19 protein-coding genes are annotated in these 25,284 nt (G+C 55.6%); 6 read left to right on the forward strand and 13 right to left on the reverse strand.

Features of this window, described 5'->3' with window-relative positions; all coding sequences use genetic code 11:
• Positions 1 to 18: 18 nt before the first annotated feature.
• A complete protein-coding gene (locus tag BMX75_RS07790) occupies positions 19 to 816 on the reverse strand; it encodes a metal ABC transporter permease (protein ID WP_092826828.1) in 798 nt (265 codons plus the stop codon).
• Positions 806 to 1,546: a metal ABC transporter ATP-binding protein gene (locus BMX75_RS07795; protein ID WP_092826830.1), complete on the reverse strand. Its 741-nt coding sequence runs from the start codon at positions 1,544 to 1,546 to the stop codon at positions 806 to 808. The genes BMX75_RS07790 and BMX75_RS07795 overlap by 11 nt, the downstream gene beginning before the upstream one ends.
• Positions 1,547 to 1,686: 140 nt before the next feature.
• On the opposite strand from BMX75_RS07795, the gene BMX75_RS07800 reads away from it, so the two are divergent.
• The gene (locus tag BMX75_RS07800; protein ID WP_092826832.1) at positions 1,687 to 2,640 is read left to right on the forward strand and encodes a zinc ABC transporter substrate-binding protein; all 954 of its coding nucleotides are present in this window, start codon (positions 1,687 to 1,689) and stop codon (positions 2,638 to 2,640) included.
• Between the two features lie 21 nt (positions 2,641 to 2,661).
• Here the strand turns inward: BMX75_RS07800 and BMX75_RS07805 are convergent, their stop codons facing one another.
• The 4 genes from BMX75_RS07805 to BMX75_RS07820 all read right to left on the reverse strand — a co-directional run bounded on the left by BMX75_RS07805 (position 2,662) and on the right by BMX75_RS07820 (position 9,108).
• On the reverse strand, positions 2,662 to 3,429 hold the full coding sequence (locus BMX75_RS07805) for an ABC transporter ATP-binding protein (protein ID WP_092826834.1): 768 nt from the start codon (positions 3,427 to 3,429) through the stop codon (positions 2,662 to 2,664).
• Positions 3,430 to 3,570: 141 nt separating this feature from the next.
• Entirely contained in the window at positions 3,571 to 4,575 is a 1,005-nt protein-coding gene (locus BMX75_RS07810; RefSeq protein WP_092826836.1) for an ABC transporter substrate-binding protein, read from the reverse strand.
• Positions 4,576 to 4,577: 2 nt separating this feature from the next.
• Positions 4,578 to 6,758 (reverse strand): TonB-dependent siderophore receptor, encoded by a 2,181-nt coding sequence (locus tag BMX75_RS07815; RefSeq protein WP_092826838.1) that lies wholly within the window; start codon positions 6,756 to 6,758, stop codon positions 4,578 to 4,580.
• 232 nt (positions 6,759 to 6,990) lie between these two features.
• The gene (locus tag BMX75_RS07820; RefSeq protein ID WP_340148046.1) at positions 6,991 to 9,108 is read right to left on the reverse strand and encodes a TonB-dependent receptor; all 2,118 of its coding nucleotides are present in this window, start codon (positions 9,106 to 9,108) and stop codon (positions 6,991 to 6,993) included.
• Positions 9,109 to 9,300: 192 nt separating this feature from the next.
• On the opposite strand from BMX75_RS07820, the gene BMX75_RS18140 reads away from it, so the two are divergent.
• Positions 9,301 to 11,676, forward strand: coding sequence for an amino acid adenylation domain-containing protein (locus BMX75_RS18140; RefSeq protein WP_217639867.1), 2,376 nt, complete (start codon positions 9,301 to 9,303; stop codon positions 11,674 to 11,676).
• A 248-nt stretch (positions 11,677 to 11,924) separates the two neighbouring features.
• On the opposite strand, the gene BMX75_RS07830 is transcribed toward BMX75_RS18140, so the two are convergent.
• The 5 genes from BMX75_RS07830 to BMX75_RS07850 form a co-directional block, all read right to left on the reverse strand.
• Complete coding sequence (locus BMX75_RS07830; protein WP_092826840.1) at positions 11,925 to 12,773, reverse strand: ABC transporter substrate-binding protein; 849 nt, start codon at positions 12,771 to 12,773, stop codon at positions 11,925 to 11,927.
• Between the two features lie 282 nt (positions 12,774 to 13,055).
• The gene (locus BMX75_RS07835) at positions 13,056 to 15,260 is read right to left on the reverse strand and encodes a TonB-dependent siderophore receptor (protein WP_092826842.1); all 2,205 of its coding nucleotides are present in this window, start codon (positions 15,258 to 15,260) and stop codon (positions 13,056 to 13,058) included.
• Positions 15,261 to 15,415: 155 nt separating this feature from the next.
• A complete protein-coding gene (locus BMX75_RS07840) occupies positions 15,416 to 16,369 on the reverse strand; it encodes an alpha/beta hydrolase (RefSeq protein WP_092826844.1) in 954 nt (317 codons plus the stop codon).
• A 65-nt stretch (positions 16,370 to 16,434) separates the two neighbouring features.
• On the reverse strand, positions 16,435 to 17,730 hold the full coding sequence (locus tag BMX75_RS07845) for a lysine N(6)-hydroxylase/L-ornithine N(5)-oxygenase family protein (protein WP_092826846.1): 1,296 nt from the start codon (positions 17,728 to 17,730) through the stop codon (positions 16,435 to 16,437).
• 23 nt (positions 17,731 to 17,753) lie between these two features.
• The gene (locus tag BMX75_RS07850) at positions 17,754 to 18,866 is read right to left on the reverse strand and encodes a GNAT family N-acetyltransferase (RefSeq protein ID WP_092826848.1); all 1,113 of its coding nucleotides are present in this window, start codon (positions 18,864 to 18,866) and stop codon (positions 17,754 to 17,756) included.
• A gap of 203 nt (positions 18,867 to 19,069) precedes the next feature.
• Between BMX75_RS07850 and BMX75_RS07855 the strand changes: the two genes are divergently transcribed.
• From BMX75_RS07855 to BMX75_RS07865, 3 genes are all read left to right on the forward strand, one after another.
• Positions 19,070 to 20,713 (forward strand): cyclic peptide export ABC transporter, encoded by a 1,644-nt coding sequence (locus BMX75_RS07855; RefSeq protein WP_092827044.1) that lies wholly within the window; start codon positions 19,070 to 19,072, stop codon positions 20,711 to 20,713.
• A 121-nt stretch (positions 20,714 to 20,834) separates the two neighbouring features.
• Positions 20,835 to 21,032 (forward strand): type II toxin-antitoxin system RelB family antitoxin, encoded by a 198-nt coding sequence (gene relB / locus BMX75_RS07860; RefSeq protein ID WP_092826850.1) that lies wholly within the window; start codon positions 20,835 to 20,837, stop codon positions 21,030 to 21,032.
• Positions 21,029 to 21,304, forward strand: coding sequence for a type II toxin-antitoxin system RelE/ParE family toxin (locus BMX75_RS07865; protein ID WP_092826852.1), 276 nt, complete (start codon positions 21,029 to 21,031; stop codon positions 21,302 to 21,304). Before relB ends, BMX75_RS07865 begins: the two co-directional genes overlap by 4 nt.
• Positions 21,305 to 21,545: 241 nt before the next feature.
• Here BMX75_RS07865 and BMX75_RS07870 read toward each other — a convergent pair whose 3' ends face one another.
• Positions 21,546 to 22,169: a cytochrome b gene (locus BMX75_RS07870; protein WP_092826854.1), complete on the reverse strand. Its 624-nt coding sequence runs from the start codon at positions 22,167 to 22,169 to the stop codon at positions 21,546 to 21,548.
• Positions 22,162 to 23,106, reverse strand: a complete 945-nt coding sequence (locus tag BMX75_RS07875) for a siderophore-interacting protein (protein WP_092826856.1) — start codon at positions 23,104 to 23,106, stop codon at positions 22,162 to 22,164. Before BMX75_RS07875 ends, BMX75_RS07870 begins: the two co-directional genes overlap by 8 nt.
• 172 nt (positions 23,107 to 23,278) lie before the next feature.
• On the opposite strand from BMX75_RS07875, the gene fhuB reads away from it, so the two are divergent.
• Positions 23,279 to 25,279 (forward strand): Fe(3+)-hydroxamate ABC transporter permease FhuB, encoded by a 2,001-nt coding sequence (fhuB, locus tag BMX75_RS07880; protein WP_092826858.1) that lies wholly within the window; start codon positions 23,279 to 23,281, stop codon positions 25,277 to 25,279.
• The last annotated feature ends 5 nt before the right edge of the window (positions 25,280 to 25,284 follow it).

The following is a 25,284-nucleotide window of genomic DNA, read 5'->3' on the forward strand; positions in this document are numbered from 1 at the left end:
TAAAGCTAATTTAGGGCGCTAACGTAAATAGCGCACGCCTTGCATGGCGATCGTCGATAGCAGGAAAAATCCAGCGGCCAGGGTGACAATGGTCGGGCCGGTCGGGGTATCGAAGAGGTAAGCCGCTTTAAGCCCCGAGGTGACTGCCAATGCCGCAATGCCCGCCGCCACCAGCGCCATCATTTCAGGGGTTCGGCAGAAGGGCCGCGCCGTTGCGGCGGGAATGATCAACAACGCGGCAATCAGCAACACGCCGACGACCTTGAGGGCGACCGCTACCACCACCGCCAGGGACAGCGTGAGCACCAGCTGCTCCCGGCGGGGCTGAATGCCGCTGGCATGGGCGAGCTCATCGCTGAGCGTGGCGGTCAGCAGTGCCGACCAGCGCCAGCCGAGTAACGTCAGCACCATCAGCGTGCCGCCCCCGATAACCCATAGATCGTCTTTGCCAACGGCCAGAATATCGCCGAACAAGTAGGCGCTGAGGTCGATACGCACACCTGAGATAAACGAAACGGCAACCAATCCAATCGCCAGGGCCGAATGGGCCATGACCCCCAACAGGGTATCCATGGCGTAGCCCCGCCCGCTCAGCAAGGTGACGCAGCTCGCCATGGTGAGGGCGACCATTAATACCCCGGCAAACATGGATAGGTTGAACACCAACGCCAGCGCAACGCCAAGAATGGCAGCGTGAGCCGTCGCATCGCCGAAGTACGCCATCCGCCGCCAGACCACGAAGCAACCGAGGGGCGCGGCGGCCAACGCAACGAAAAGGCCCGCCAGGGTCGCGCGCCACATGAAATCATCCAGCATCGGCCACCTCCTCGTGGTGGTGGCGATACAGGGCTAACATTTGGGCTGTCTGCTCGCCGAATAACGCCTGATAGTCTGGGGAGGAGGCAACCCGCTCAGGTTTGCCCTCGCAGCAGATCCGGCCGTTCAGGCACAGCACATGATCGGCGGTACGCATCACCACATGAAGGTCATGGCTAACCATCAAGATCGCGCAGCGATAGGACTGGCGTACCTCTTCTATCTTTTGGTAGAAGTCAGCGATGCCCCGATGGTCAAGCCCCTGCGTGGCTTCGTCGAGAATCAGGATATCGGGCCTGTTGATGAGCGCACGGGCCAGCAACACGCGTTGCAACTGCCCGCCGGACAGCTGGCTCATCGCCGCATTGTGTAACGTCTCGACGCCCGCGTTCGATAACGCTTGATGCACATCCTCACGGCGATGGCGGCGGGGCAGGTTCATGAAGCGCGAGACGGTGATGGGTAGCGTTGGGTCCAGATGCAGCCGCTGGGGCACGTAGCCGATGCGCAGGTCCGCGTCGATTTCCACACGGCCTGACGTTGGCTTGATGGCGCCCACCAACGCTTTGACCAGCGTGGATTTTCCCGACCCGTTGGGGCCGATCAGCGTGACGATCTCTTCACGGTGCAGCGCCAGGTGGATATCTTCAAGGATCGGTTTTCCCCCGATGCGCACGTTGAGCTGGCAGGCACGCAAAAGGGGAGCGCTAGGGGTAATAGGTTGAGGCATCGGCAGGCAAACTCTGGCTTACGCATTTATTGTTATGTTATAACATATTTGGCAAGGAGCGCCTAGCGTTAAGCGTGGACGAAAGCGCCTGCCCAGAGGACGACGCTTATTTACCTGCTGTAGATCATTAGGAGAGAGCAATGAAGCATCGCTGTGCACATTACGCCTTACCGCTATTGGTGGGCCTTCCCTTGACGGCCTTGGCCGATGTTCCCCGTGTGGCGGTGGACATCCCGCCGGTGCATTCGTTGGTCGCCAAGGTGATGGGTGATCGTGGATCGCCCGAGCTTTTCATTCAGCCCGGTGCATCGCCCCACGGCTATTCGTTGCGGCCCTCGGAAGCAGACGCCCTGGATAAGGCCGATCTGGTCGTATGGGTAAGCAATGATCTCACGCCATGGTTATCAGGCCCGGTGGAGAATCTGGCCAGCGATGCCAGGCACCTGGAGCTGATGCGCGTACCCGACATCAACACCTTTGCCTATCGCGAAGGCGCGACGTTCGATGTCGCTGACCACGACCACGACCACGACCACGACCACGACCACGACCATGGTCATGACCACCATCACGACGGACAAGACCCGCATGGCTGGATGGACCCCGATAACGCGCGGCGCTGGCTCGACGTCATTGCCCGGCAGCTTGGTGAACTGGATCCGGAAAACGCCGATTACTACCGTAAAAACGCGGCAAGCAGTCAACAACAACTCGAAGCGCTCGAGCAAGCCATCGCCGAGCGCCTGGCCAACAGCGATAGCACGCGCTTTATCGTGTTTCACGACGCCTATCAGTATTTTGAGAAGGCCTTTAATCTGTCGGCAGCGGGGGCTATTTCCATCGGCGATGCCTCCTCACCCAGCCCCGCCCGCATTGAGGCCATTCAAACGCTGGTCAACGACGAGGGCATTCAGTGCGTCTTCAGCGAGCCGCAGTTTAACCCGCAAATTGTCGAGTCGGTCTTTGGCGATACCGATGCCTATATCGGCGTCATGGACCCCCTTGGCGTTGATCTAACGCCTGGCCCCGAGCTTTACGACGCGCTGCTCAACCAGATGGCGGATGAAATTCAGCATTGCACAAACGCCATGTGACTGACTGGAAAGGTTGGCGCGTCACTGCGCCACGGCGATATTGTGCTCCCCGTTCGGGTGCTTCATGACCTGCATGGGGAGCCCGTAAATCGCTTCCAGGGTGCTGTCGCACATCATGTCATTGGGGGAACCGCAGGCCAGCAGGCGGCCGCTGTGCAGCGCCATCAGCTCATCGCAGTAGCGCGAGGCCATGTTGATATCGTGCAGCACGATAATCACCCCGAGGTTTAGCTCGTCGCACAGCTTGCGAATCAGCGCCAGGACTTCGATCTGGTGGGCGATATCCAGCGCCGCGAGCGGTTCATCCAGCAGCAGAAAACGGCTGCCTTGCGCCAGTAGCATCGCCAGCCAGACCCGCTGGCGCTCGCCGCCAGAGAGTGTGTCGACCAGGCGGTCGGCGAAGTCCTCGGTGTGGGTGAGGGCAATGGCGCGATCAATGGCGTCCTTGTCTTTCTGGGTGTGGCGCCCCAGCAGGCCGTGCCATGGGTAGCGGCCAAAAGCCACCAGCTCGCGCCCGGTCAGGCTCTCGGCGCTGGGCAGGTGTTGAGGCAGGTAGGCGACTTGGCGCGCGAACTCGCGGTTGCCCCAATCACTCAGCGGGCGCTGATCAAAGTAGATCTCTCCCTGGCTGGTGGGCTGCTGCTGGGCCATGAGCTTTATCAAGGTCGACTTGCCCGAGCCATTGTGGCCAATCAGGCCGTAAATCTTGCCTTCCCGAAACGAATGCTCAATGGGCGTTAAGATCTGCTTGCCATTGATTTCGAAGGTGGCACCTTTGACCTCGAACATGAATCGCTCCTAGCATTGAATTGAGAGTCATGATCCTATTCTAGTGCTAATGGTTCTCATTTTTAAACAAAAAATGAAAAGAATCCACATCCAGCATTAAGAGCACACTTATCAAGCGACTCGCTACCCGCTCTAGGTGAGTTAGCTGTCTGGCAGGAGAGTATCGCCAGTACCGTCATGGTTATCGTCTTCGATGAGATGGCTGACAAGATTGTCGGCAAAACGCCGGGCGGCAGGCAGTCCTCCCCAGGACCAATAGTTGACGGGAATAATCGTATAGTTTCCTTGTTTCACACTTGGCAAATGTCGCCACTGGCCATCCGAGAGGAGTTGTCTCACACCGCCGTCCGGACCGTAGGGGCTGTCGAGGAATACCAGCTTGGCATCGATATCAAACAGAGGCGTTGCGCTGACGGTTGTCATTCCCCACTGGCCTAAATCACCTTGCCAAGCGTTCTCGAGGCCAAGGCGATTTAACATCATGCCTTCAACGCTTCCTTCGCCGTACACGCGGGCATGGCGCTCATCCATCAGGCGCACGAGTAAAATAGGTGATTCGGTATGATTAAGCGTTTGCTTTAGCGCAGCGAAGTGCTCGCTGGATTGCTGGATATAATGTTCTGCCGCGTCAGGATCTTCCACCAAATCGCCAAGCTGACGCGTCAGTTCCTCGATTGTTTCCCAGTCGTTATGGTTGCCGTTGCTATCGGCATACCTATAAAGCCGGTACTCCTTAACCTCCGCAATTTTTCTGAGCCTGGGGAGTAAACTGACATGAGCAGGCGGTGAAATCAGAATATGCTGTGGTGGGTCGCTTGCAAGCAACTCAAGGTTAGGGAGGTGGCGATAGCCGAGGTTGGTGGCATGGGGTAGAACCCCCTCTTGCCGTGAGTACGTTTCGTATCCTTCAAGGCCCGACAGGAACTTAGGCGGGTGGCCAATCGCATTGAGGGTCTCTGCGATGGCGAAATCAAACGTTGCCAATGGCGCTACGCTGTTTTTCTCGCTGGCCATGGATGCGTTGCTCATCCATAGGATGAGCAACGCGATCGATAAGGCCATGCTTTTATGACGTACAGAGCGATCTAACGTCTTTTTTTGATATGCCAAAATCATGCCTGTGTTTTGCGGATAAAGAAGTGCCATCGTCACCACTGATAAGAGGCCGTGCCGACTAAACTGCGTGGTTCGCCGTAGAAACACGCATAGGTGCAGGACTCGATATAGGTTTCATCGGTCAGGTTGGTCGCATTTAACGAGAGCAACCACGGGCCCGTCTCGTAGCTGACCATGGCATCAACCAGAGTAAAATCAGGTACCTCTCCCTCTAGGTAGGCGTTAGGACGCGTTGTGCCCACATAGCGTACACCGGCACCCAGTTTCAGCCCCGGCAGGCCGAAATCGCTGAAGCGATAGTCACCCCATAGCGAGAATTGGTTGTAGGGAGCTTGACCGGTTCGTTCCCCGACTTTTTCGGGCGTCGCTGGGCTGCTTTTGGTGGTGCGGGCATCGGTGTAGGCATACGCTGCAACCAGGTTGGCGTTGTGGCCGACCTCCGTCTTAGCCTCCAACTCGACGCCTCTAGAGCGCACCTCGCCTATTTGTGTCTGGTAAGTGGTGTCGACTGGGTCTGCGACCAGCATGTTTTCCTGGGTCAGTTCGTAAGCGGTAGCGGTTAACATGGTGTCCCAGCCTTCTGGCTGAAAACGAAGCCCCAGCTCATACTGCTCGCCGCGGGTGGGTTCAAACTGATTGCCGTTGCGATCGGTGCCAGTTTCGACCTCGAAGGATTGACTGAAGCTGGCGAAGGGCGCCAAGCCGTTATCGGCCAGATACACGAATCCAACACGACCAGTGAAGGCTTCATCGTCCTGTTGCTGCTCTTGGGAAGGGTCGAAATACCGAGAAGACTCGGTATCCGTCCAATCCTGACGCCCGCCCAGCATGACCACCCATTTATCAGCGATCTTCATCTGGTTCTGAAGGTACAGGCCCACCTGCTCCTTACGGCTCACATTGGAATAGTCATTGGGGACGCTTTCACCCCATTGGCCGCTGCCATAGGCGGGGTCATAAAGATCCAGGGCAGGGATGCTCTGCTGGTAACGTTCTGTTTCGTGGCGCTGGCGGACGTAGTCAAGGCCGACCAGGGAGGTGTGGGTCGTTGCGCCGGCCTCCCAGTCATACTGCAAGGAGGTGTCAGAGGAGAGTGCCCTGGAAGCATCGCGCCGGTCATGGGCGGTTCTGGAAAAAAGTTGCCCAGCAGAGCTCTGAGATTGCTGAACAATACCGACGTTGTCGAAGTTTCTATCGGAGTAGAAACGGCGAAAGTTATGACGAAGCTTCAATTGATTGGAAAAATCGTGCTCGAACAAATAGCCAAGGGAGTAGCTTTCGTTATCGTAGTCATCGAAGCCGGGTTCGCCAACGAACCGCTCCTGAGGAATCTTGCCGTTCGGATTGGGGAGAATGGTGCCGCTGGCCGGTAGCCCGTAGATATACGTCGTCTCGTCCCGCTGATACTCGCTGAGCAGGGTCAGCGAGGTAGCTTCGTTCGGCTGCCATTTAAAGGCTGGCGCGATGTAGGTGCGATCATCCGGCACATGGTCGACAAAGGTGTTGCTTTCGCGGCGGAGCATGGTTAAGCGGTAGGAAAACTCACCGTCTTCATCCAGGGCGTCTGAAAAGTCCGCAGAGACCTGGCGCCGATCAAAACTGCCTACCTGAAGATTAACCTCGCGTAGGGGCTCGCTGGTGGGGCGCTTACTGATCGCATTGATCAAGCCCCCGGGAGACGCCACACCATAGAGAATTGATGAGGGCCCTTTGAGCACCTCCAGCCGCTCCAGGCCATAGAGCTCCTGCTGGGCATCGAAGACATTGGCTTGATATTTGCTGCCATCCCGGTAGCTGTTATACACACTGAAGCCGCGGATCATCATGCTGTCGTGGGTTGTATCAGCCCCGCCTCCGCCATAAGCACTCGACACGCCCGCTGTATAGCCCAGCGCTTGACTCACGTTACGCGCGCCATAGTTGCGAAACTCCTGGCTGCCAACGACGGAGATGGATTGCGGTGTTTCAATGATTGGCGTATCGGTTTTGGTGCCCGTTGCGCTGCGGGTGGCGGCAATGCCTAGAACAGGCCCTGTGGCTTCTTCATAAAGACGACTTTCCGTGACCTGCAGTGTCGGTAATGAGGTTGAAGATTCGCTGCCTGACGATGCGCTCTGGTCAGCATTTTGGGCAAGTAACGCTGTTGAAGCGCTGCAGGCCGCCATAGCAATAGCCGCCATTAGCCACCGCTTGCGGAAAGTGGGTTGGTTCATGAATGATCTCCAAGCATTAATTTTTTAATTTATACGAATGTTAATTATTATTGTTTGTATTATGTTTATATAAGCCGCGAAGTCAATGGCGTGCGAGCCTGAAGAGGGAAAATCGGTGGCGCGGTGACTTCTTGGTTACTGAGAGAAGTGGAAAACGTCGGCTGTCGTCGTCCTATCCATTAAAAAGCCCCGCATATGAGAGCGGGGCGAAAGCGAACATCGTTACATTGAGTCAGTAAGACATCGACCAGTTCAGCGTGTAAGTGCGTCCACGTCCCTGGTAGTCGTAGAGGTATTCGGGGCCGTAGTAGGGGGAGTAGAAGCCGCTGGCACGTTGCCCCCACGGCGTCGAATACTGCTCATCGGTCAGGTTCTCGATACCCAGGCTGACCTTGCCGAAGTCGGTCTGGTGGCTACCGATGAGATCCAGGGTGGTATTCCCCTCGATTTCGTCGCCCTGATAGTCTTCATAGTCCCATGAGCGGTTGGCTTGCAGGCGTAGTGTGCGGTCGAGATCCGACCATTGTGCATGCAATGTGGCGGTATGCTGCGAGGGGTAAGGCGATACGGTGATGCCTCGTTTTTTCCATTTGCCGTCGATTTTCTGTTCGGATTTCAGGGCATGGAGGGTACCGCCCACTTGCCAGTGATCGCCCAGGTAGCGCGTGGCGGAAGCCTCTAGCCCGTAGTCGCGGCGTTTGTCATCTCTTTGGACGGTATTGAGTTGATCGTCCAGTTCGATGGTGGAGTTAGACCATGAATAATAAGCCGCTGCCTGGGTCTGCCACTGGTTACCCTGATAGCGCCATCCCAGCTCGACTTGGCGAGTCTTTATACCATCAAGTGTCTGATCGCTGGCATCCTGTCCAGGCCTTCCGTAATACTTGGACGGGTCAGGCAGGTCGAATCCTTCGCTGTAGCTGGTCCAGGTTTGATGGCCGTTTTGGAAATCGTAAAGCGCACTGGCATTGAAGAGCGTGACGTCATAATCGCTTTCTCCTCCCTTGGCCAAGGCTTGTCCGGATGGCTGAAAGTCATCGACATCGACATTCATGTGCTGCTGACGAATGCCGGCTCCCAATGTCCAGTGCTCGGTCGCCTGCCAGTCACCTTGAGCAAATGCCGACAACCCATCGATCTGGAAACTTGGATAGCGAGGCTCTACCCGGCTCTCTTTATGGACGAGACCGCCTGTTGCATCCGTGGTCGAGTCGTCAAAATACATCTGGCTGGCATCGAATTCCTCACGGTCGACATCCAGACCATAATCCAGGCTGACGGTATCGCTGATGTCCGATGACATCAGCGTCTTGAGCCCGCTGAGGGTGGTGTTCTGCTTGGAGGTGGTGAAGTAATAGCTGCCATCATCATCCGGGTAGGGGAATGGATGGAAGCTTGATTCCTCTTCACGATGATAGGCTTGAAGGTACAAATCCTGCCCAAAGAAATCCGCATGATGGTAGTTGGCGTTGAGCATGCGGCGGTCGGTTTTCGGCTCTCGGTCGGCCGAGAAACCATCGCGGATTTCAGCCTCTCTCAAGTTGGGCGTCGATGAGGTCAGATTAGGAAAATAGACCCCTTTATCGTCTTCATAGCCGGATTCATACAACTGGGCCTTGAGGTCCAGCGTCTGGTTTTCGGTCAGTTGGAAACTCAGGTTACCGAGAATATCGAGGGAGCGGTTACCCTGAAGATCCGACTGGGCCAGGTCAGGGAAGATTTCATCGCCATTGGCGTCATAGTGTCGGCCGTTGTCCTCATAGGCCACGCCAATGCGACCAGTGACGAATTCGTTACCCCCACTGGCGGATTGGGCGACACGATAATCGAGATCATCGCTGTTGTTGAAGCCCGTCGTCGTGCCGACCTCGCTCTCCCAATTCGGCCCGCCTTCGTCACCCGTCTTGGTGATGATATTGATGATACCGCCGGTCGCGCCGCCGCCATAGAGGCTGCTGGCGCCGGAAAGGACCTCGACGCGCTCGATGTTGAACGGATCGATGGAATCAAATTGCCGTGACAGGCTACGCGAATTGTTCATCGAGACACCATCGATGAGCACTTGGACGGTACGCCCGCGCATGTTCTGACCGGCGTTGGTACGTCCCTGCGGGCCGAAGTCGAGACCGGGCACCAGTTTGCCCAGGGCGGTCTTGAGGTCGGCGCCGGTACTGGTTTGTTCTCGCAGCTGCTCGCCCTCGACCACTTGGGCAGCACTGGGTACCTGATCGATCTGGGTCGGGGTGCGGGAGCCAACCACCACCATGGTGTCCTGGTTTTCCTGGGCGTATAGCCCGGTTGCCATCGATCCAGCAGTTACCATCAGGCCGAATGTCAGCGGTTTTTTCACTGCGGTTCCCCTTGCTGAGGCTGCTTGGTATTGGGATGCGCGGCACAGGATAGTGAAGATGATGGTTAAACTCAATAAGAGTGATTTGCATTTCTTTGGGTGGGTTGCCGTCCGCTTTGGGTGGGCATTCTGTTGAGCGTTCCATGAGATGCTTAGGGCTTTCTGGCGATTCTCAAGGCGGGAGGCGCCTATGTGCCGCTGGATCCGGAGTATCCTACGGAGCGGCTGGCCTTCATCGCCGAAGATAGTGGCATCGAGCTGCTGCTGACTCAGCAACACTTGCGCGCGTCATTGCCGGTAGCGGATGGTCTCAGCGTTGTCGAGTTGGATCGGCTGGACATTGCCCATCACGCTTCTACCAATCCAGCGGTGGCGATCCACGGCGAGCACCTCGCTTATGTGATTTACACCTCAGGCTCCACCGGGTGGCCTAAGGGCGCTGCCATCCGCCAGGATGCCTTGACCAACTGCATGGTCTGGATGCAGGAGACCTACCAGCTCACCGATACCGATGCCGTACTGCATAAGGCCCCGTTCGGTTTTGACGTCTCGGTGTGGGAGATTTTCTGGCCGCTAAGTGTCGGGGCCCGTTTGGTGATTGCCCAACCGGGCGACCATCGGGATCCAGAACGCATCATCGAGTTGATCCAGCGGCACGGCGTTACCACGCTCAATTTTGTGCCCTCAATGCTCAAGGCCTTCCTGGCCTATCCCGATGTGAAGACCAAGACGCGGCTCAAGCATATTATGTGTGGTGGTGAGGCCGTTCCAGCCACGCTGCAGCAGGACGTGGCTGAGTGTCTCGAAGGTGCCAATCTGCATGATCTTTATGGTCCTACTGAAACCACTATTCATGTCACTCACTGGTGGTGCCGTGATGACGCGCACCGTCAGATCCCCATTGGGCGACCCATTAGCGGGACCCGTACCTACGTCTTGGATGGCGAACTCAACCTGGTACCCCAGGGCGTCGCGGGAGAGCTCTATATCGGAGGGGTAAGCCTGGCCCGTGGCTATCTCAATCGCAGTGATTTAACGTCGGAGCGTTTTATCGCTGATCCGTTCAGAGAGGGAGAACGCCTCTACCGCACCGGCGATCTGGTGCGCTGGCGGGAGGATGGCCAGCTTGAGTACCTAGGCCGCATTGATCACCAAGTGAAGGTCCGCGGCCTGCGTATCGAACTTGGCGAGATCGAGGCCGAACTACTCACTCTGCCAGAGATTCGCGAAGCGGTAGTGGTTGCCCAAGAAGCTCCCGTTGGTTCTAGGTTAGTCGCTTATGTGGTTCCCCAAGCCGATAGTGAACTCGACACTAGTTCACTACATGAAGCGCTGGGTCAAAAGCTACCGGAGTATATGGTGCCGGGCGTCGTGGTCACCCTCGAGGCACTGCCGCTAAATGCCAATGGCAAGGTAGACCGCAAGGCGCTGCCTGAGCCGTATCTAGAGGAAGTTCGCGAATATGTAACACCCTCGACACCGGAAGCTCGACAGCTCGCCGAGATATGGCAAGAAGTGCTGGGTGTTGAACGGGTCGGCGAGACCGACAACTTCTTCGAACTGGGTGGAGACTCCCTGCTCAGCCTGAAAGTATTGAGCCGAGTGCGCGCCCTAAAAGAGACTACGCTTGATTTCAAATTGCGTGACCTGATGCAGAAGCCGACCATTTCAGGCTTGTTGGGGCTGGGAGAATCATCGGATGCCTTGCTGGATGGTGTGGTTATGCTCAATGGTGAGAGTCAGGGTCAGTCACCACTGTTCTGCGTGCATGCTGGTATGGGCACTCTTTACGACTATCAGCCGCTGGCACGGCGTCTACAGGGAGTATGCTCGGTATATGGGCTGCCGTGTCGGATGCTAACCGATCCTCAGCATTGTGATACGTCGTTGGAAGCGATGGCTCATGACTATGCAGCCACTATCCGTAGCTTGCAGCCTCACGGGCCTTACCGGATATTGGGCTGGTCTCTAGGTGGTACCTTGGCAGCAATGGTTGCGGCACGGCTTGAAAAGCAAGGCCAGGAGGTAAGCCTGTTGGCGCTGGTGGATCCCTATATCCCTGGTAGAGGCCAGAAGAGCGAAGATGATTGGTGGCAGGACTTCGCCGCTTTTGTGTCAGTGATCTTACCGGGCATCTCGTCTGAGGCAGTAGCTAGCAGTAATAGGGACGCATCCCATGAGGAGCCGAGTGAAACTAAGCTCGCCGACAGGTTGGAAAGGCTACTGGCGTCGGATGAGGCACACGGACGGGAAGGTTATGCCGCTCTGGGTGGCGAGGAGCTGGCACGGATCTTCTGTGTGGCACGCCATCTGAAGAGGCTCTCATTGCAGACCGATGCCTTGCCGAGATTGAGCTGTGAAGTGGATTGCTGGTGGTCAGAAGGGCGTCCGCAAAAGGAGCGGCAAGCGCTAACGCATCAAGTGGGGCAAGCGCCACGTCGGGCTATTGAGACGTCTGAGGGTCACTTCTCGATTATTTCCAGTGATTCGCTGTTGCTACAGGTGGTGGGAAAACTGCAGGAGGAGACTCACCCAACGAAGTTTGTAGAGGAAAATTTGCCGGCCTAAGGGCCGGTTTTGAAAAGTATACTTAAACTCTTTTCGGCTGCCTGGTGAAGGCGGTCGGGAAGTTAAGTATTGTCCAGCGCTTCTTTGAGTGATTCAGCGAAGCCGAGCATAGATGGGGTACCTCGGAAAGACTGCAAGAGGTAGCTCACCAGTAGGCAATATTAGACGAACACGAACTTGTTTTATTTCCGGTACTAGAGGCTGTACACTTTCTACTCGATCGTCTGGTTGGGGCGAACGGGTAACATTTACGTATCTTCAAGCGTCTCTACCAAGGTCTCGGCAAAACGCATGGCAGAGGGTAAGCCTCCCAGAGTCCAGTAATTAACAGGCAGGTAGACGGTATTGCCACTGCGTAGACGTAACAACGCCTGCCATAGCCCGCCACGGTTGAGGCGATCACCAATGCTGGCAGTATAATGAGGGCTCTTCAAAACAACCAACCTACCTTCAATGGCCGGTAGTTCATCGATGCTCACAGTGGAAACCCCTGCATAGTTTGTCGGTTGATCCCATGCATTGGTAAGGCCGAGTTGGTCCAAAGCGCCCTGAAGTAGACTGTTTTCACCATATATCCAGACATGTCGATCATCCCTAAACTGGATGATAATGAGGGGCTCTTCATCTCCAGAAAGTCTATATCTTAGTTTGGTAAACTGCTGCTCGTATTCGTGGATGAGGCGTTTTGCTTCTTCGTTATGCCCTATCCGTTCTGCTAAAGCCAGAGTGAAATCTTGCATCGCCTGCCAAGGGTCTCCAGTAATCGGAAATAGGGAGATATTTTCTGTGGGGGCGATGCGTGTTAATTTTTCATCAAGACTTTTGTTATCTCCCAATATTAGTGAAGGGGTTAGATGTGACAATAGCTCAAGATTTGGCATAGAGCCTAAACCCAGCTCTATAGCATCACGTGAGATGATTTTGTTATCTGTCCATTCGTTATAAGTGTTTAGTTGCATTACGCCTAGGGGAGAAATATCAAGCACGCTCAGTGTCTCTGCAACAGCCCAGTCAAAAGTGGCAATGGGATGCCTCTCACCAGCATATGAAATATTTATGAATGTAAGGAATACTAGTGCTTTCGTTAATAACTTCATATATCGTACCTTGGAGAGAAGTATTATGGTTGCCATGGGTTCGGGTTTTAAATTAAAAAATGTATTGAAAAATATATTCAGACCGAAAGACCTAAGTGGCAAAAAGGCCAGCGCTTAATTTTAATGCTCAAGGAGAAGCTGAGAATAAACTGACAGTGCCTGGACGTGAAGTTAGAAAATTCTATTTCTGGCAGCAATTTTTTTATTAAAATACCCAGCCCTAAATAGATGGGCTGGGTCAACACCTGATAAGGAAGTTATAAATATTGCTATGCCGATGTTTTAGAAGTCATATTTTAATGTCAAGTTTGCGCTGCGTGGAGCACCGTACGCCAACTGGCCGAACCAAGTGCCACTATTAGTGTAATACTTCTCATCGAATAGATTATTGATGTTCAACTGAGCGCTTAATTCCGGTGTCATCTGATATCTGGCCATCAGACGAGCAAGCGAATAACTATCCTGTTTTACTTCTTCGCTATTTCCCAAAGGGTTGGTGACCATGCTGTAATTGGAGCTTTGCCAATCGAAACCGCCACCTAGGGTTAAATCATTTATTTTATAGGTAGTGAACAAGGTTGCGGTACGGCGAGGTTGAGCGGTATTTACTGCTGATCCATCGGCATCTTTGGCCTGGAACTGTGACCAACCGAACATAAGATTCCAATCATCGGTAATAGCACCTGAGACTTCAATCTCATAGCCGATACTGGAGGTGCCCTCCGCCGCATATGAGGCCTGGTCGGTGGTGCCAGGAACCAAATATCCTGTATCGGGCTGCGCTAGGTTATCCTGATCAATACGAAATACTGATAGCATGGCGTTCAGACGGCCTTCAAAATACTCCGCTTTGATACCGGTTTCATAGTTTTTACCTTCCACTGGGTCAAGATAGTTGCCATTTCTATCTTGCTCATCCTGAGGGTTGAAAATATCTGTATAGCTGACATAAGCTGAGTAGACATCATTTATGTCGTAGATTAAGCCTGCATAGGGTGTGACTATCTGATGATGGCTAAAATCATATAAATCACCATTTGATTTCATACCTTCAACGTCCCAATTAGTAATGCGACTACCCAGAATCAGCGTCAGTGGGTCAGTCAGCGATAAGCGTAAAGCTCCATAACCACCAAGCTGTTCAGTTTCTTTTCTCATATGGGTTGTTTGCTGTCCCCAATCAGGCTCTGGATATGAGCCATCCCATTCATAGAAATTTCCAACAGGGGGAACATTCAGTGCATTACGAAGTTCGGAGGTGAAGTCCTGTTTGTTGTGCATCAGGCCTACAGTAACCTCATGGTCTCGACCAGAAAGTCCAAAGGGCAAATTACCATAGATATCGATATTTTCTTGCTCTCTTTCAAATTCATACCAAGCTGGAAATGCACCCATTCCAAGGCCAGTTTGCTTGTCTGGATAACCGGACAAATAGACTAATGGCAAATCAGCATGATTTATATTTTTGCTATAAGCTGCGTAAAATGATGCGCCTGAATCAAAATTATGTTCGAGATTGACGAAGTGATTGGTAACTTCAGAATCCCACCTTGTCCAGTCTGCGCCGACCGTTTTAGAACGAGACCAATCTGTTCTTTCTCCATTACTAAACCAAACCGGTAAACCTCCCCAGGTCGAACTGGTAGGCCTATTTTTTTGTTGGCTTATACCAATATTCATCAATGTATTATCAGTGATATCGGCAGCTAAAGTGCCATAATAAACAGATTTTTCATTTTCCAGCGAATCAACAAAAGAACCTTCTTCGAGATGGCTGCCAACGATGCGGCCACGCACGGTTCCTGCTTCATTTAATGGCGTCGAAATATCCACAGTACCCTGATAGCGATCCCAATTGCCAGCACTGATAGTAGCATGTCCAGTAAATTCCTCACTATCCGCTTTCTTCCGCACAAGGTTAATCGCAGCCGAAGGATCTCCCGCACCGGAAGTCAAACCGCTAGCACCACGAACTACTTCAACACGGTCATAAAGTATGGTGTCCATTTGTGATTCACCAGCGGAATAACCACTTTCCCAAGCTGTTGGTATGCCATCAATTTGATAATTATTAATCTCAAATCCACGTGCTGAAAAAACATGTCGTTGGCTATCTTGCTGGGTTGAAGTGAGGCCTGTCACTGTATTGACCACATCTGTCAGTGATTCCAACTGCATATCATCAATCAGCTGTCGGCTGATAACTGATACTGATTGGGGTGTTTCACGAATAGATAAGTCTAGACGTGTAGAGGTATTCATTGAGTCTGTGGTGTATGAGTCTGTCCCTTCAGTCGTGGCATCACGCAAGTACTCGCCGGTTACCTGGACGGTGGGCAATGCATTGATCGTTTCGTCGTTTTCTGCCTCTTGCGTCATGGTATCTTGGGCGAAAGCAACAGGTGCCGCGAATAGCGTTGCTGCGCAGGCATTGGCAATGGCAACTGTGAGCAGTTGTCTGCGCAGGCAGGTATTGAATTGATGCATAGTAATCCCCTTGAATGATATCTATGTGTTAATGGTAATTGTTATTATTAGTATTATGTTATGAGTTTGCGCTTATATGCAACCATCTGTTGCTTGAAATGTCTCGCGTGGCAAGAAGCGCCACATGTACAGATCCATACCCCATGGGGCGGCAACTAAGCCCCTACCGGGGTTTGGTGGTTACTGAGATGCTGCTGTAGCGCCTTGGCGATATCCCCGCGTACCTGACCGTTGGCGTCGGGCGTGATGCTCCCCAGGCGTGCGAAGTCGTGCACCATGCCGGGATAAAAGGCCAACTGGGTATCCACATTGACTTCCTGTAAGCGGTTCATGTAGGCGATGCCTTCGTCGACCAGAGGGTCATGTTCGGCCAGGGCGATAAACGCAGGCGGTAGGTTGTTGAGTTCCGCAGCCTCCAACGGCGCAAATCGCCAGTCGTGGCGTTCCTCATCGCTATTTAGATAGTGGCTAAACATCCACTGCAGGGTATCTGCTTCCAGCAGGTAGCCTTGCGCGTATCGGCTGTGAGACTCGCTGTCCTGCCAGGCGCTGGTGCAGGGGTAGAGCAGGATCTGGCAGCGTGGCGGGGGCCAACCATTATCACGTGCTGACATACAAAGAGCTGTAGCGAGGGTTCCCCCTACACTGTCACCACCCACGGCGATACGTGAGGTATCGAGACCCATCGCTTCGCCATGCTTCAGCAGCCAGCAATAGGCGTCTTCAGCGTCGTAAAAAGCCGTCGGAAACTTGTGCTCGGGGGCCAGGCGGTAGTCGACAGCCAACACTGTGTAGCCAGTTGCTTGAGCGATGCTTTGGCAGAGCGAATCGTGAGAATCCAGGCTGCCCAGTAGGTAGCCGCCACCATGGAAGTAAAGCAGGGTGGGCGATAAAGACTCCTCGCCTTGGTAGCGACGTAGTTCTATACGGTGTCCGTCCCGACAGGTGATGCTCATTGACGTTGCATCGTTAGCTATTGGCTCATCAAGCATCTGGGATGATGCCTCGTAGGCAGCGCGTGCTTGTTGTGGTGAGAGCGAGTGAAAAGGCGGATTGCCGCTATCGGCAATCAGGTCTAAGAAAGCGGCGACATCAGGATGTAAGGACATAATGGGCGTAAGTCTCGGTATTAGGGGCCGCTCTGAGAGAGCGGCCATGCGTTGATAGTGCTTGGTTAGTCCGCGCCTACCAGTGAGGGAGTTGATACACCTGAATGGGCTGCAGGTAGCTCCTCATTAAGCACTTCACAAATCTCACTTGTCCTTGCTGCCAAAATCGACAGCAGGGTGTCGCTCAAGCCATGGGTGGGTTCGCAACTTCCCTGCAGGAAAATAGCCGGTTTGAACTCAGGGTTGGTGTAGAGCTGATAATGACGATTGACGGCAAAGTCAGATAGATAGTCTTCAACCGGGGCCAGTAGCTGTTTATAGGTGTCGCGTACATAGCCGGTGGCGAGCACCACGGCGTCGTAACGAGTGATATCCGTATGGCCTGTCTCCAGGTCACGCACGTTGAGCTCGACGCCTTCGTGAGTTGCTTCGCTGCCAATGACCTCATGGCGGCGGCGGAAGCGGTGGCGGGCCTGGCCGGTCACTTTTTGCTGGTAGAACACATCGTAAATTTCCTGAATCAGCGCCAAGTCAGGGGCTGAGTAGTTGGTGCTTTTGTACTCCTGTAGTAGCGCTTCCCGTTGGCCGGTGGGATTGTTGAACACGTAGTCGGTGTATTCGGGGTTGAATATCTCATTGACGAAAGGGCTGTCGTCCGAGGGTTTAAAGGCCCACGCCCGGCTAATAAGATCTGCCTGAATGCCTTCGCGGCCGTGCAGATCCAGGAATATCTCAGCGGCGCTCTGGCCCGCACCAATTACGGCGATGCGTTTGGGGGCGTCTTGCTTGGCCAGCTCACGAAGGTAGTGGCTGGAGTGGAAGACCCGCGGGTCGTCTTTTAGGCCGGCGAAGCATTCAGGCACATTGGGCGCGCCTCCCACGCTGATCACCAGTGACCGGGTCAGCCTTTCCTGCACCGCACCGCTCGCATCCCGTGAACGCACGCGGAGGTAAGCGACTTCGTCGTTGTCAGTTTCGGGCAGTACGTCAAACACATCCTCTCCATAGGCGCACTGGTGTTCAAAGTGGCTGGCCGTCCAGCTTAGGTAGTCATTGAACTCGTGGCGGCTGGGGAAGAATGTCTGCAGGTTGATAAAGTCCTGTAGGCGGCCTTTGCTGTGGAGGTAATTGAGAAAGCTGAAACGGCTTCCAGGATTGCGGGGCGTGACCAAGTCTTTGAGGAAAGAAATCTGCATATGGGCATTGTCCAGCAGCATGTGCGGGTGCCAGGCAAAGCAGGGCTGGCGCTCAATAAAGAAGGCATCTCTTGCTTGCCCTGACTGTCGTTGCTCGTCGAGCGCAATGGCCAGGGCAATGTTGGAGGGGCCGAAGCCGATGCCGATCAAGTCGTGAATATGCATAAGAGTCCTCGTGGCTGACGTGTTTATAAGGTGAAGCGTGGGTCGGGTCGTGGCGCAGACCCAGGGTGCGGAGGCAGCGGAATCCAGCTGCGCTCGTTAAAGAAGTGTTCGCGTAGCTGCATGCCGAGCATGGCCCGCTTATGGGGGAAATCGAATGCCTTGACGTGGGCATAACCGCACTGGGCAAGGTTGTGCAGCATCTTGGCGTTATCTACGCGGGGTTCGATCACCAGGCGCTGGGTGCGGCAGTCATCCAGAAACAGGTAGTGCGAGATAGAGGGCATCCAGGCCGCCACATAGGGCCGCCCGCGAAAAGCAGCTTCGCCGATCAACACGTGCCAGCCGCGATCAAAGTCACCGGCATCGTAGTAAGCGCCGATGCGATCCTCCTTGGCCCAGTAAGTCTCGAAATAGCCGAAGGGCTCGCCATCGATACACCCGATCAGCGGTACCACGCTGGGATTTTGCAACGTGCTTTCCAGCCGCTCGCGGTGCTGTTGCAAATCACCTTGCTCTTCCCAGAAGTGGGCGACGACCGGGTCGTTCATCCAGCGGTTGAAGCGTTCAAGGTCGAGCTCCAGGTCAAGGACGCGAAAGCTCAAGGTGGCACCCAGCCAGGGAATATGGCGCTGATAGACCGTGCCACTGGGGCGCGGTGGGCGGCGTGGGTGTCGCTTGCCATTCGCCAGGATGGGTTGCCGTGGGTAGGGGCGCATGGCGGGAGCAGTCAGCCAAAGGGTTGGCAGCTGCCAAAATAGCTCCGCGTAGGCCCAGAGATCTCCATGGGGATCTTTAACCGCAATGCCAGTTGCGCACAGATTGGCATGCAAAACAGTGGGTAGCTGTAGACGAAGCGCTACAGCCCCAGGGTGAAAGGCAAAAGCCCCTTCGATAGCCGCCAGTAACGCCGGGAGAGGAGGTGCTGAACGCTGTGACCACTGCAGCGTCAAGGTGCTGTTGTCATCTACTAACAACCACTCAAGACGTTCTTGATGTCCTTCCACATAAAGTGTCTGCGTGGTTATCTCATAGGTAACTTGATAGGTGCACCCCTCTGGGCGTGAGAGCAGCGAGGCTACCGTGGGGCTTTCATAAGGTACCTGTACCTTTGTTTGTGCCTGGACAGAACTGGACACCGCTAAGCTCCTATCAATAAGAACGAATCAAAGAAACGAAAAAAGCGAAAAAATCATCCCACCGGAAGCGGCGTTACTGACTTCCTTATCTAAGGACGAATGAGAATGAGGCTTGTTTACATAAATATTGATTAACTTTCTGTGTGGGCGGTTCGTCTTTAGAAGTAGCTGTCGATTTTCAATCGCTTTCCAACGAGGTGAATGTGCTTTCCTATCTGATTCGTCGAACCCGCGGGTTGATGACCGCTGCTGCGCTGGCCAGTATTCTCTCGGGGCTTTTCAGCGTGCTGCTAATTGCCCAAATCAATGTGGCGTTAACCTGGGATGCCGCCTCCCATACCAACACTGCCTGGGCCTTCGCGGGGATTGCCGTGGCGTTAATGGTCTGCCGGATGGTGTCGACAGCGCTTTTTGAGCGGTTAGGACAGCGTGCCCTGGCGGAGTTACGCAGTTTTGTCGCCCAGTGCGTGGCTGAGACCCCCTTTGCTCATTTCGAGCGTGTAGGCAGTGCGCGGATCCAGTCAGCGCTCACCGAGCACAGCAACAACGTGGCGGTACTGTTCGTTAGCTTGCCGGTGATTTTGACCAATACGGTCATCGTGGTGGGGTGTTTGGGCTACCTGGCAATGCTGTCATGGCAGGTGTTCTTGTTTGCTTTAGGGGTGATTGGGCTGGGGGCTGTCGGCTACCACCTGGTGCACTTACGCGCTATTCGTTACCTCCAAAGTGCGTCGTCAGAGCAGGATCGACTGTTTGGTCATTTCCGCGCGCTGACCGATGGGGCGAAAGAGCTACGCCTGCACCGGCGCAAGAGCCGGGTCTTTATGGATCAGATACTGGGGGAGTCGGTTGAAAGCGTGCGGCGGCTGCGCACCTATGGCATGTCGCTGTTCGTTATCTCGACCAGTTGGGGGCAGTTCCTTATGTACGCCTTCATTGGCCTGGTGCTGTTTGTGTTGGCGGGCGATGGGCCTAATCAAACCCAGATCATGACCGGTTTTGCACTGGTGTTTGTGTATATGGTGACCCCCCTTGAAGGCTTGCTGATCAATATTCCGCGGATCAATATGGCGCGGGTGGCCGCTAGCCGAATTGACGACATCACCCGTGAGATGCCCCATGGGCAGGAGCGGCAGGCGTCACCTCAGGCGCCTGATTTTCAACGTCTAGAATTGCGCGACGTCACCCATCAGTACTACCACGAGCAGAGCGATGACTTCTTTGAGCTAGGGCCGATTAATCTGAGCTTTACGCCGGGGGAAGTGGTGTTTCTGGTAGGGGGCAACGGTAGCGGAAAAACCACGCTGGCCAAAGTGGTGGTGGGGCTTTACCCGCCGGAAGGTGGCGAGGTGTTGCTCAATGGCGAACGTGTCGAGGCGGATGGCTGGGATGCTTACCGGCAGCTCTTCTCGGTGGTGTTCTCGGACTTCCATCTTTTCGAGCGTCTGTTGGAAGCGCCGCGGGAAGATCTCGATGAAGAGGGCAACCGTCTGCTGGCCAAGTTGCATTTGCAGCACAAGGTGCGCGTTGAGAACGGTGCGTTCACTACCCAGGCACTCTCCCAGGGTCAGCGTAAGCGCTTGGCGCTGGTAGTGGCCTACCTGGAAGATCGCCCGTTTTTGGTGTTTGACGAGTGGGCGGCGGATCAGGATCCGTTATTCAAGGAGGTGTTCTACTGCGAGGTATTGCCCGAGCTAAAACGCATGGGCAAAGCGGTGCTGGTGATTACCCACGATGACCGCTATTTCCACCTCGCGGATCGATTGGTGCGGCTGGAGAGCGGCAAGCTGTTGGCGCCAGAGAAGTTGACTAGTAGTGAGAAGGTAGTGTCTTCGGTGGTCAATTGAATCGGACATGGTGCCTTGGTATTGGTGCCTCGGTATCAGGGGGGGGGGGGAGAACTGCTAGGGAGGGTGTCAAAATAGAGAGTATCGTTTAAGCTGTACAGGTAATCGAGGAGAGATGATCATGAATACCCAGCTAGATCCCATCGTTTCTGAATTCGAGACGCAGGAACAAGCCGATAGCTATGATCGTTGGCTCAAGGCCAAGGTTCAGCACAGCATCGACAACCCGGGCCAAGGAATGCCTCATGATCAAGTTATGACCAAGGTTGATGCGATCATCGCCGACGCGGAGCAACGCCAAAGCGGCGGAGTTTCGTGAGCCTGCCTATCCACTGGCATGACGAGGCGATTAACGACTTGTTTGAGCTTGTCGTATACATCGCCGAGCGCGATCCTCAAGCCGCCCGGCGGCTGCGTATTCGTATTGAAGCAGCTATCTCCTCAGTGGCTGAACACCCCTACTTACACCAAGTGGGCCGTTTGCCGGGTACACGAGAAATTGTTGCTCACCCAAACTTTATCGTGGTCTACCAAGTGACGGATCGCATTGAGGTCATATCAGTGGTTCACTCTCGCCAAAATTATCCCTGACGCCTACTCGCCGCTCATACGAACTGCTAACCCAGAGTCTCCACCTCAAAGGCCACCATTTGGCGCTGGACGCTGGAAAATTCGAGCCGGTCAGATAAATGGGGTTGCCGGAGGCGTCATGTCTGTCAGTGCTTAAACATGTCGTTCAGGCTAGTGGCGAAGAGCACCTCTCCTTAGCACTATGACGCTGAGCGAGTTCCTCATCAGAGTATGCGCCTTCATCTAATGACTTCTTAAGCTCTTACCTGCCACTTCCCCTCACCATACGCGCCAGTACCCGGTCTTTAAGCCAGAAGCGGTGAATCAGCGCCATCGCGATATGGCCGATGACCAACGCACATAGCAGCCACGAGAGTGGGCCGTGAAGCAGATCGGCGGGGGCGGTCATCCAGGTGATGTCGCGCTCGACTTCGGGCACTAGCTCCATACCGTAAAAGCGCAGCGCCCCGCCACGCCCGTACTGACGCAGAATGGCAAAAGCGGGTAGCCAAATCAGCAGCCCATAAAAGGTGATATGTACAAGGCGCGCCATGCGACCACCCCATCCAGGCGCCTGCGGAGGACGCTGCTTGCGGTTGACCCATGCCCAGCCAAGTCGCGTCAGGGTTACGATCAGGAGCATAAAACCCAACGAGCCATGAGGCCCGATGCTCGCCAAAAAGAGCGTGATGGCGTTTTCGCCCATTCCCCGCCAGGCCAGCAACACGGTAAATTGCAGCGTGACGAGCGCGGCGGTCAGCCAGTGCAGCGCACGGCTTATGCGACCGTAGTGGCTGGGGCTGTCTTGCCAGCCAATGGTCGCTTGAATTGGCTTGCTTGTGTGATCACTGTTGAACGCTGTGGCGTTTGCTGCGCCTTTATCCATTGGCCTTGTCCTTGCGCCAGTAGCCCATGCTGGTGACGTACTGTTTAGGGAGCCCGCACTCGTTGACCAGATAGCGGCGCAGCTTCATGGCGACCTTGGTTTCAGCGGCGATCCAGGCGTAGAAGGGCGCGCTGTCGTCCAGGGTGGCGGGTTCCCAGAGTGGGCCGTCCTCATCGTCGTTTTCGTCGTTGGCAGTGGCGCTGGTAGTAGCGTTAGCAGGCGTGCCGCCCAGCGCTTGAATTTCCCTATGTAAATCGATATCGCGCAGCGCTCTCATCAATAGCTCCCCGTGCTGGCAATTGGGTTCGGCATCGCGGGCCAACCAGTGCAGTTTGGCGGCCTGGGGCAGCGGCTGAACGTCGTCATTGCGGGGCACTTCGAACAGCGCTTCCACCATGGGCTTGAGCGGCAGGTCATCGAGGGTTTCCAGAATGCCAGCCGCCGCGGGTAGGGCGGTTTCGTCGGCGATGATCAGGATCCGGCGTACGCCCTGGGGCGGCTTCCACTCGTAACCCAGCTTTGGGCCTTCCGCATTGGCGTCGGGAGCTGTCATGGCCAGGCGGTCGCCGGGACGGGCGCGCATTGCCCAGCGCGACGCGGGGCCATTATCGCCGTGGAGAACGAACTCCACATCCACTTCAGCCTGTTCCGGACGCAGGGCGCGGATGGTGTAAGTGCGGGCAGAGGGCCGCTGAGCATCTGGTAGTGCGCGGTAGGCACCGTACCAGTCATGCTCTTCCAGCTTGGCGATCTCAAACAGCGGGTCGAGGCTGCCACCGCCTTCGGGAAAGAACAGTTTGACGCGCTGATCTGGGGCGTAGGTCGCCATGTGCCCAACGTCTGGGCCGGTAAAGGTGAACCTGACGAGGGAGGCGCTGACCTGGGTGCGCCTCGCCAGGGTGATATCGAACAGCTGATAGCTCGGTTTGGCTGCCATGGTGGTGTCTCCATTTATATAAGGAGTCAATTGTAGTGTTAATTATTATCATTTAGAATCGTTGTCAATAATTTAATCATTAACCTCTAGAAAACAGTAAGGCTAAGACAATGATTCTGCTGCCTATCACATCCTGCTTGGCGAATGGCACGGCCACCAAAAGGGGCTTGCTATGCTAGGCGCCTCGCAAGTTGCCCAACGGGTGGGAGGCATGTCGCCCGCGAAAGCCTGCCTGTTGCTTAGCCTGCCGATGGCAGTGCTCTTTTGGCTGGGCCTACAGGGCCAAGGGGGAATTACGCTAGGGCTACAGGCATTAGTGGCGCCTTCCTTTGAGAATGTTGACGAGCTGTTGCTCTACTACGCCTGGTGGCCGCGCCTCTCGATCGCGCTGCTGGCCGGGGGCGGCTTGGGGCTGGCGGGGGTGCTCATGCAGCAGGTGCTGCGCAACCCCTTGGCGTCGCCCACTACGCTGGGGGTGGCGTCGGGCGCTAATCTGGCGTTGATGGCCGCCACCTTGCTGGCGCCGGGCCTGCTGGTGGCTGGCCGCGAATGGGTGGCTTTGCTGGGCGGCGCGCTGGCGGTGGGGCTGGTTTTCCTGCTTTCCTGGCGGCGCGGTTTGGCACCGATTGTGGTGGTGCTGGCGGGCTTGGTCGTCAATTTGTACCTGGGGGCGCTCTCCACCGCGTTGCTGCTGTTTAACCACGAAGCGCTCTCGGGGCTGCTGATTTGGGGGGCGGGGTCGCTGGCGCAAAACGGCTGGGACGGCGTAGCGACTCTCTGGCCGCGGCTGGCGATTAGCTGTGTCGCCGCCTGGTTCCTGCTGCGCCCTCTGGCGGTGCTGGAACTTGACGACGCCAGCGCGAAGAGCCTGGGGGTCTCGCTTACCTATCTGCGCTTTGCAGGCATGGGGCTGGCCGTATTTATTACTGGCAGCATTGTCAGCGTAGTGGGCATCATCGGTTTTATTGGTTTGGCCGCGCCCAACATTGTGCGTATGGCCGGGGCGCGCCGCTTAGGCCCACGGCTGTTATGGTCGACCCTGTTGGGAGCGGTACTGCTGGCGACGACGGACCTGATGCTGCAGCAGTTCGGCGGCATGGTGGCGGCCTTTATTCCCACCGGGGCGATTACCGGAGCCCTGGGGGCGCCGCTGTTAATGTGGCTGATTCCACGCCTGAAACTCCAGGGCGACCAGCCGCCGAAAGGGGCGGGGGTTTTCGCTCATCGCCACCCGGCGCCTTACCGCCTGGCCACCGGTTTGATCCTCGCGCTACTGGGCGCCACCCTGCTTGGCCTGTTGGTCGGCCAGGGGGTTGATGGCTGGTACTTGCTGTCGCCGGATAACTGGAACGTGATGCAGTGGCGAATGCCGCGAGTGATGGCGGCCGCCGCCAGCGGGTTAATGCTGGCGATTGCCGGCACGATTCTCCAGCGCCTTTCTGCTAACCCCATGGCCAGCCCCGAAGTGCTGGGTATTAGCGGTGGCTGTGCCATTGCGCTGATTTTGGGGATTTTCCTGCTGCCCGCGCCGACCAACGCGATGCTAATCGGGGTCGGTACCCTGGGGGCTTTCGCGACGTTAGTGGTGCTAGTGGGCATCAACCGCAAGAGCGGTTATCTCCCCGAGCGTTTACTGCTCACCGGGGTGGCGGTCAGTGCGCTGTTTGATGCCGTGCGCAGCGTGATGCTGGCGGGCGGTGACCCGCGTGGGCAGCAGGTAATCGCCTGGTTGGCGGGTTCTACCTATTACGTGGATCTTACCAATGCGGTGGTGGTCGGGGGTATCGCTGCGGTGTTGGCACTGGTCACGCTGCCCTTTACCCGCTGGCTGGATATCTTGCCCTTAGGCGCACCGACGGCCAAGGCGCTTGGGGTGACCCTTAACCGTGCCCGTTTAGCGCTGCTACTGCTCGTTGCACTGCTCACCGCCTGTGCCACCCTGGTGGTGGGGCCGCTGTCGTTTATTGGCCTGCTGGCGCCGCATATGGCGCGTTTGGTGGGCTTCTCCCGGGCAGGGCAGCACCTGCTTGGGGCGGCATTGATCGGCATGCTGCTGATGGTGCTGGCGGATTGGGTCGGCCGTCAGATTATCTTTCCGTATGAGATACCGGCCGGCTTGGTCGCCTCCCTGATTGGCGGCGCTTACTTTATGTGGGGGCTGCGGCGGCTATGAATAAC

It is taken from the genome of Vreelandella subterranea (genome assembly GCF_900111305.1).
In the GTDB taxonomy this organism is placed as follows: domain Bacteria; phylum Pseudomonadota; class Gammaproteobacteria; order Pseudomonadales; family Halomonadaceae; genus Vreelandella; species Vreelandella subterranea.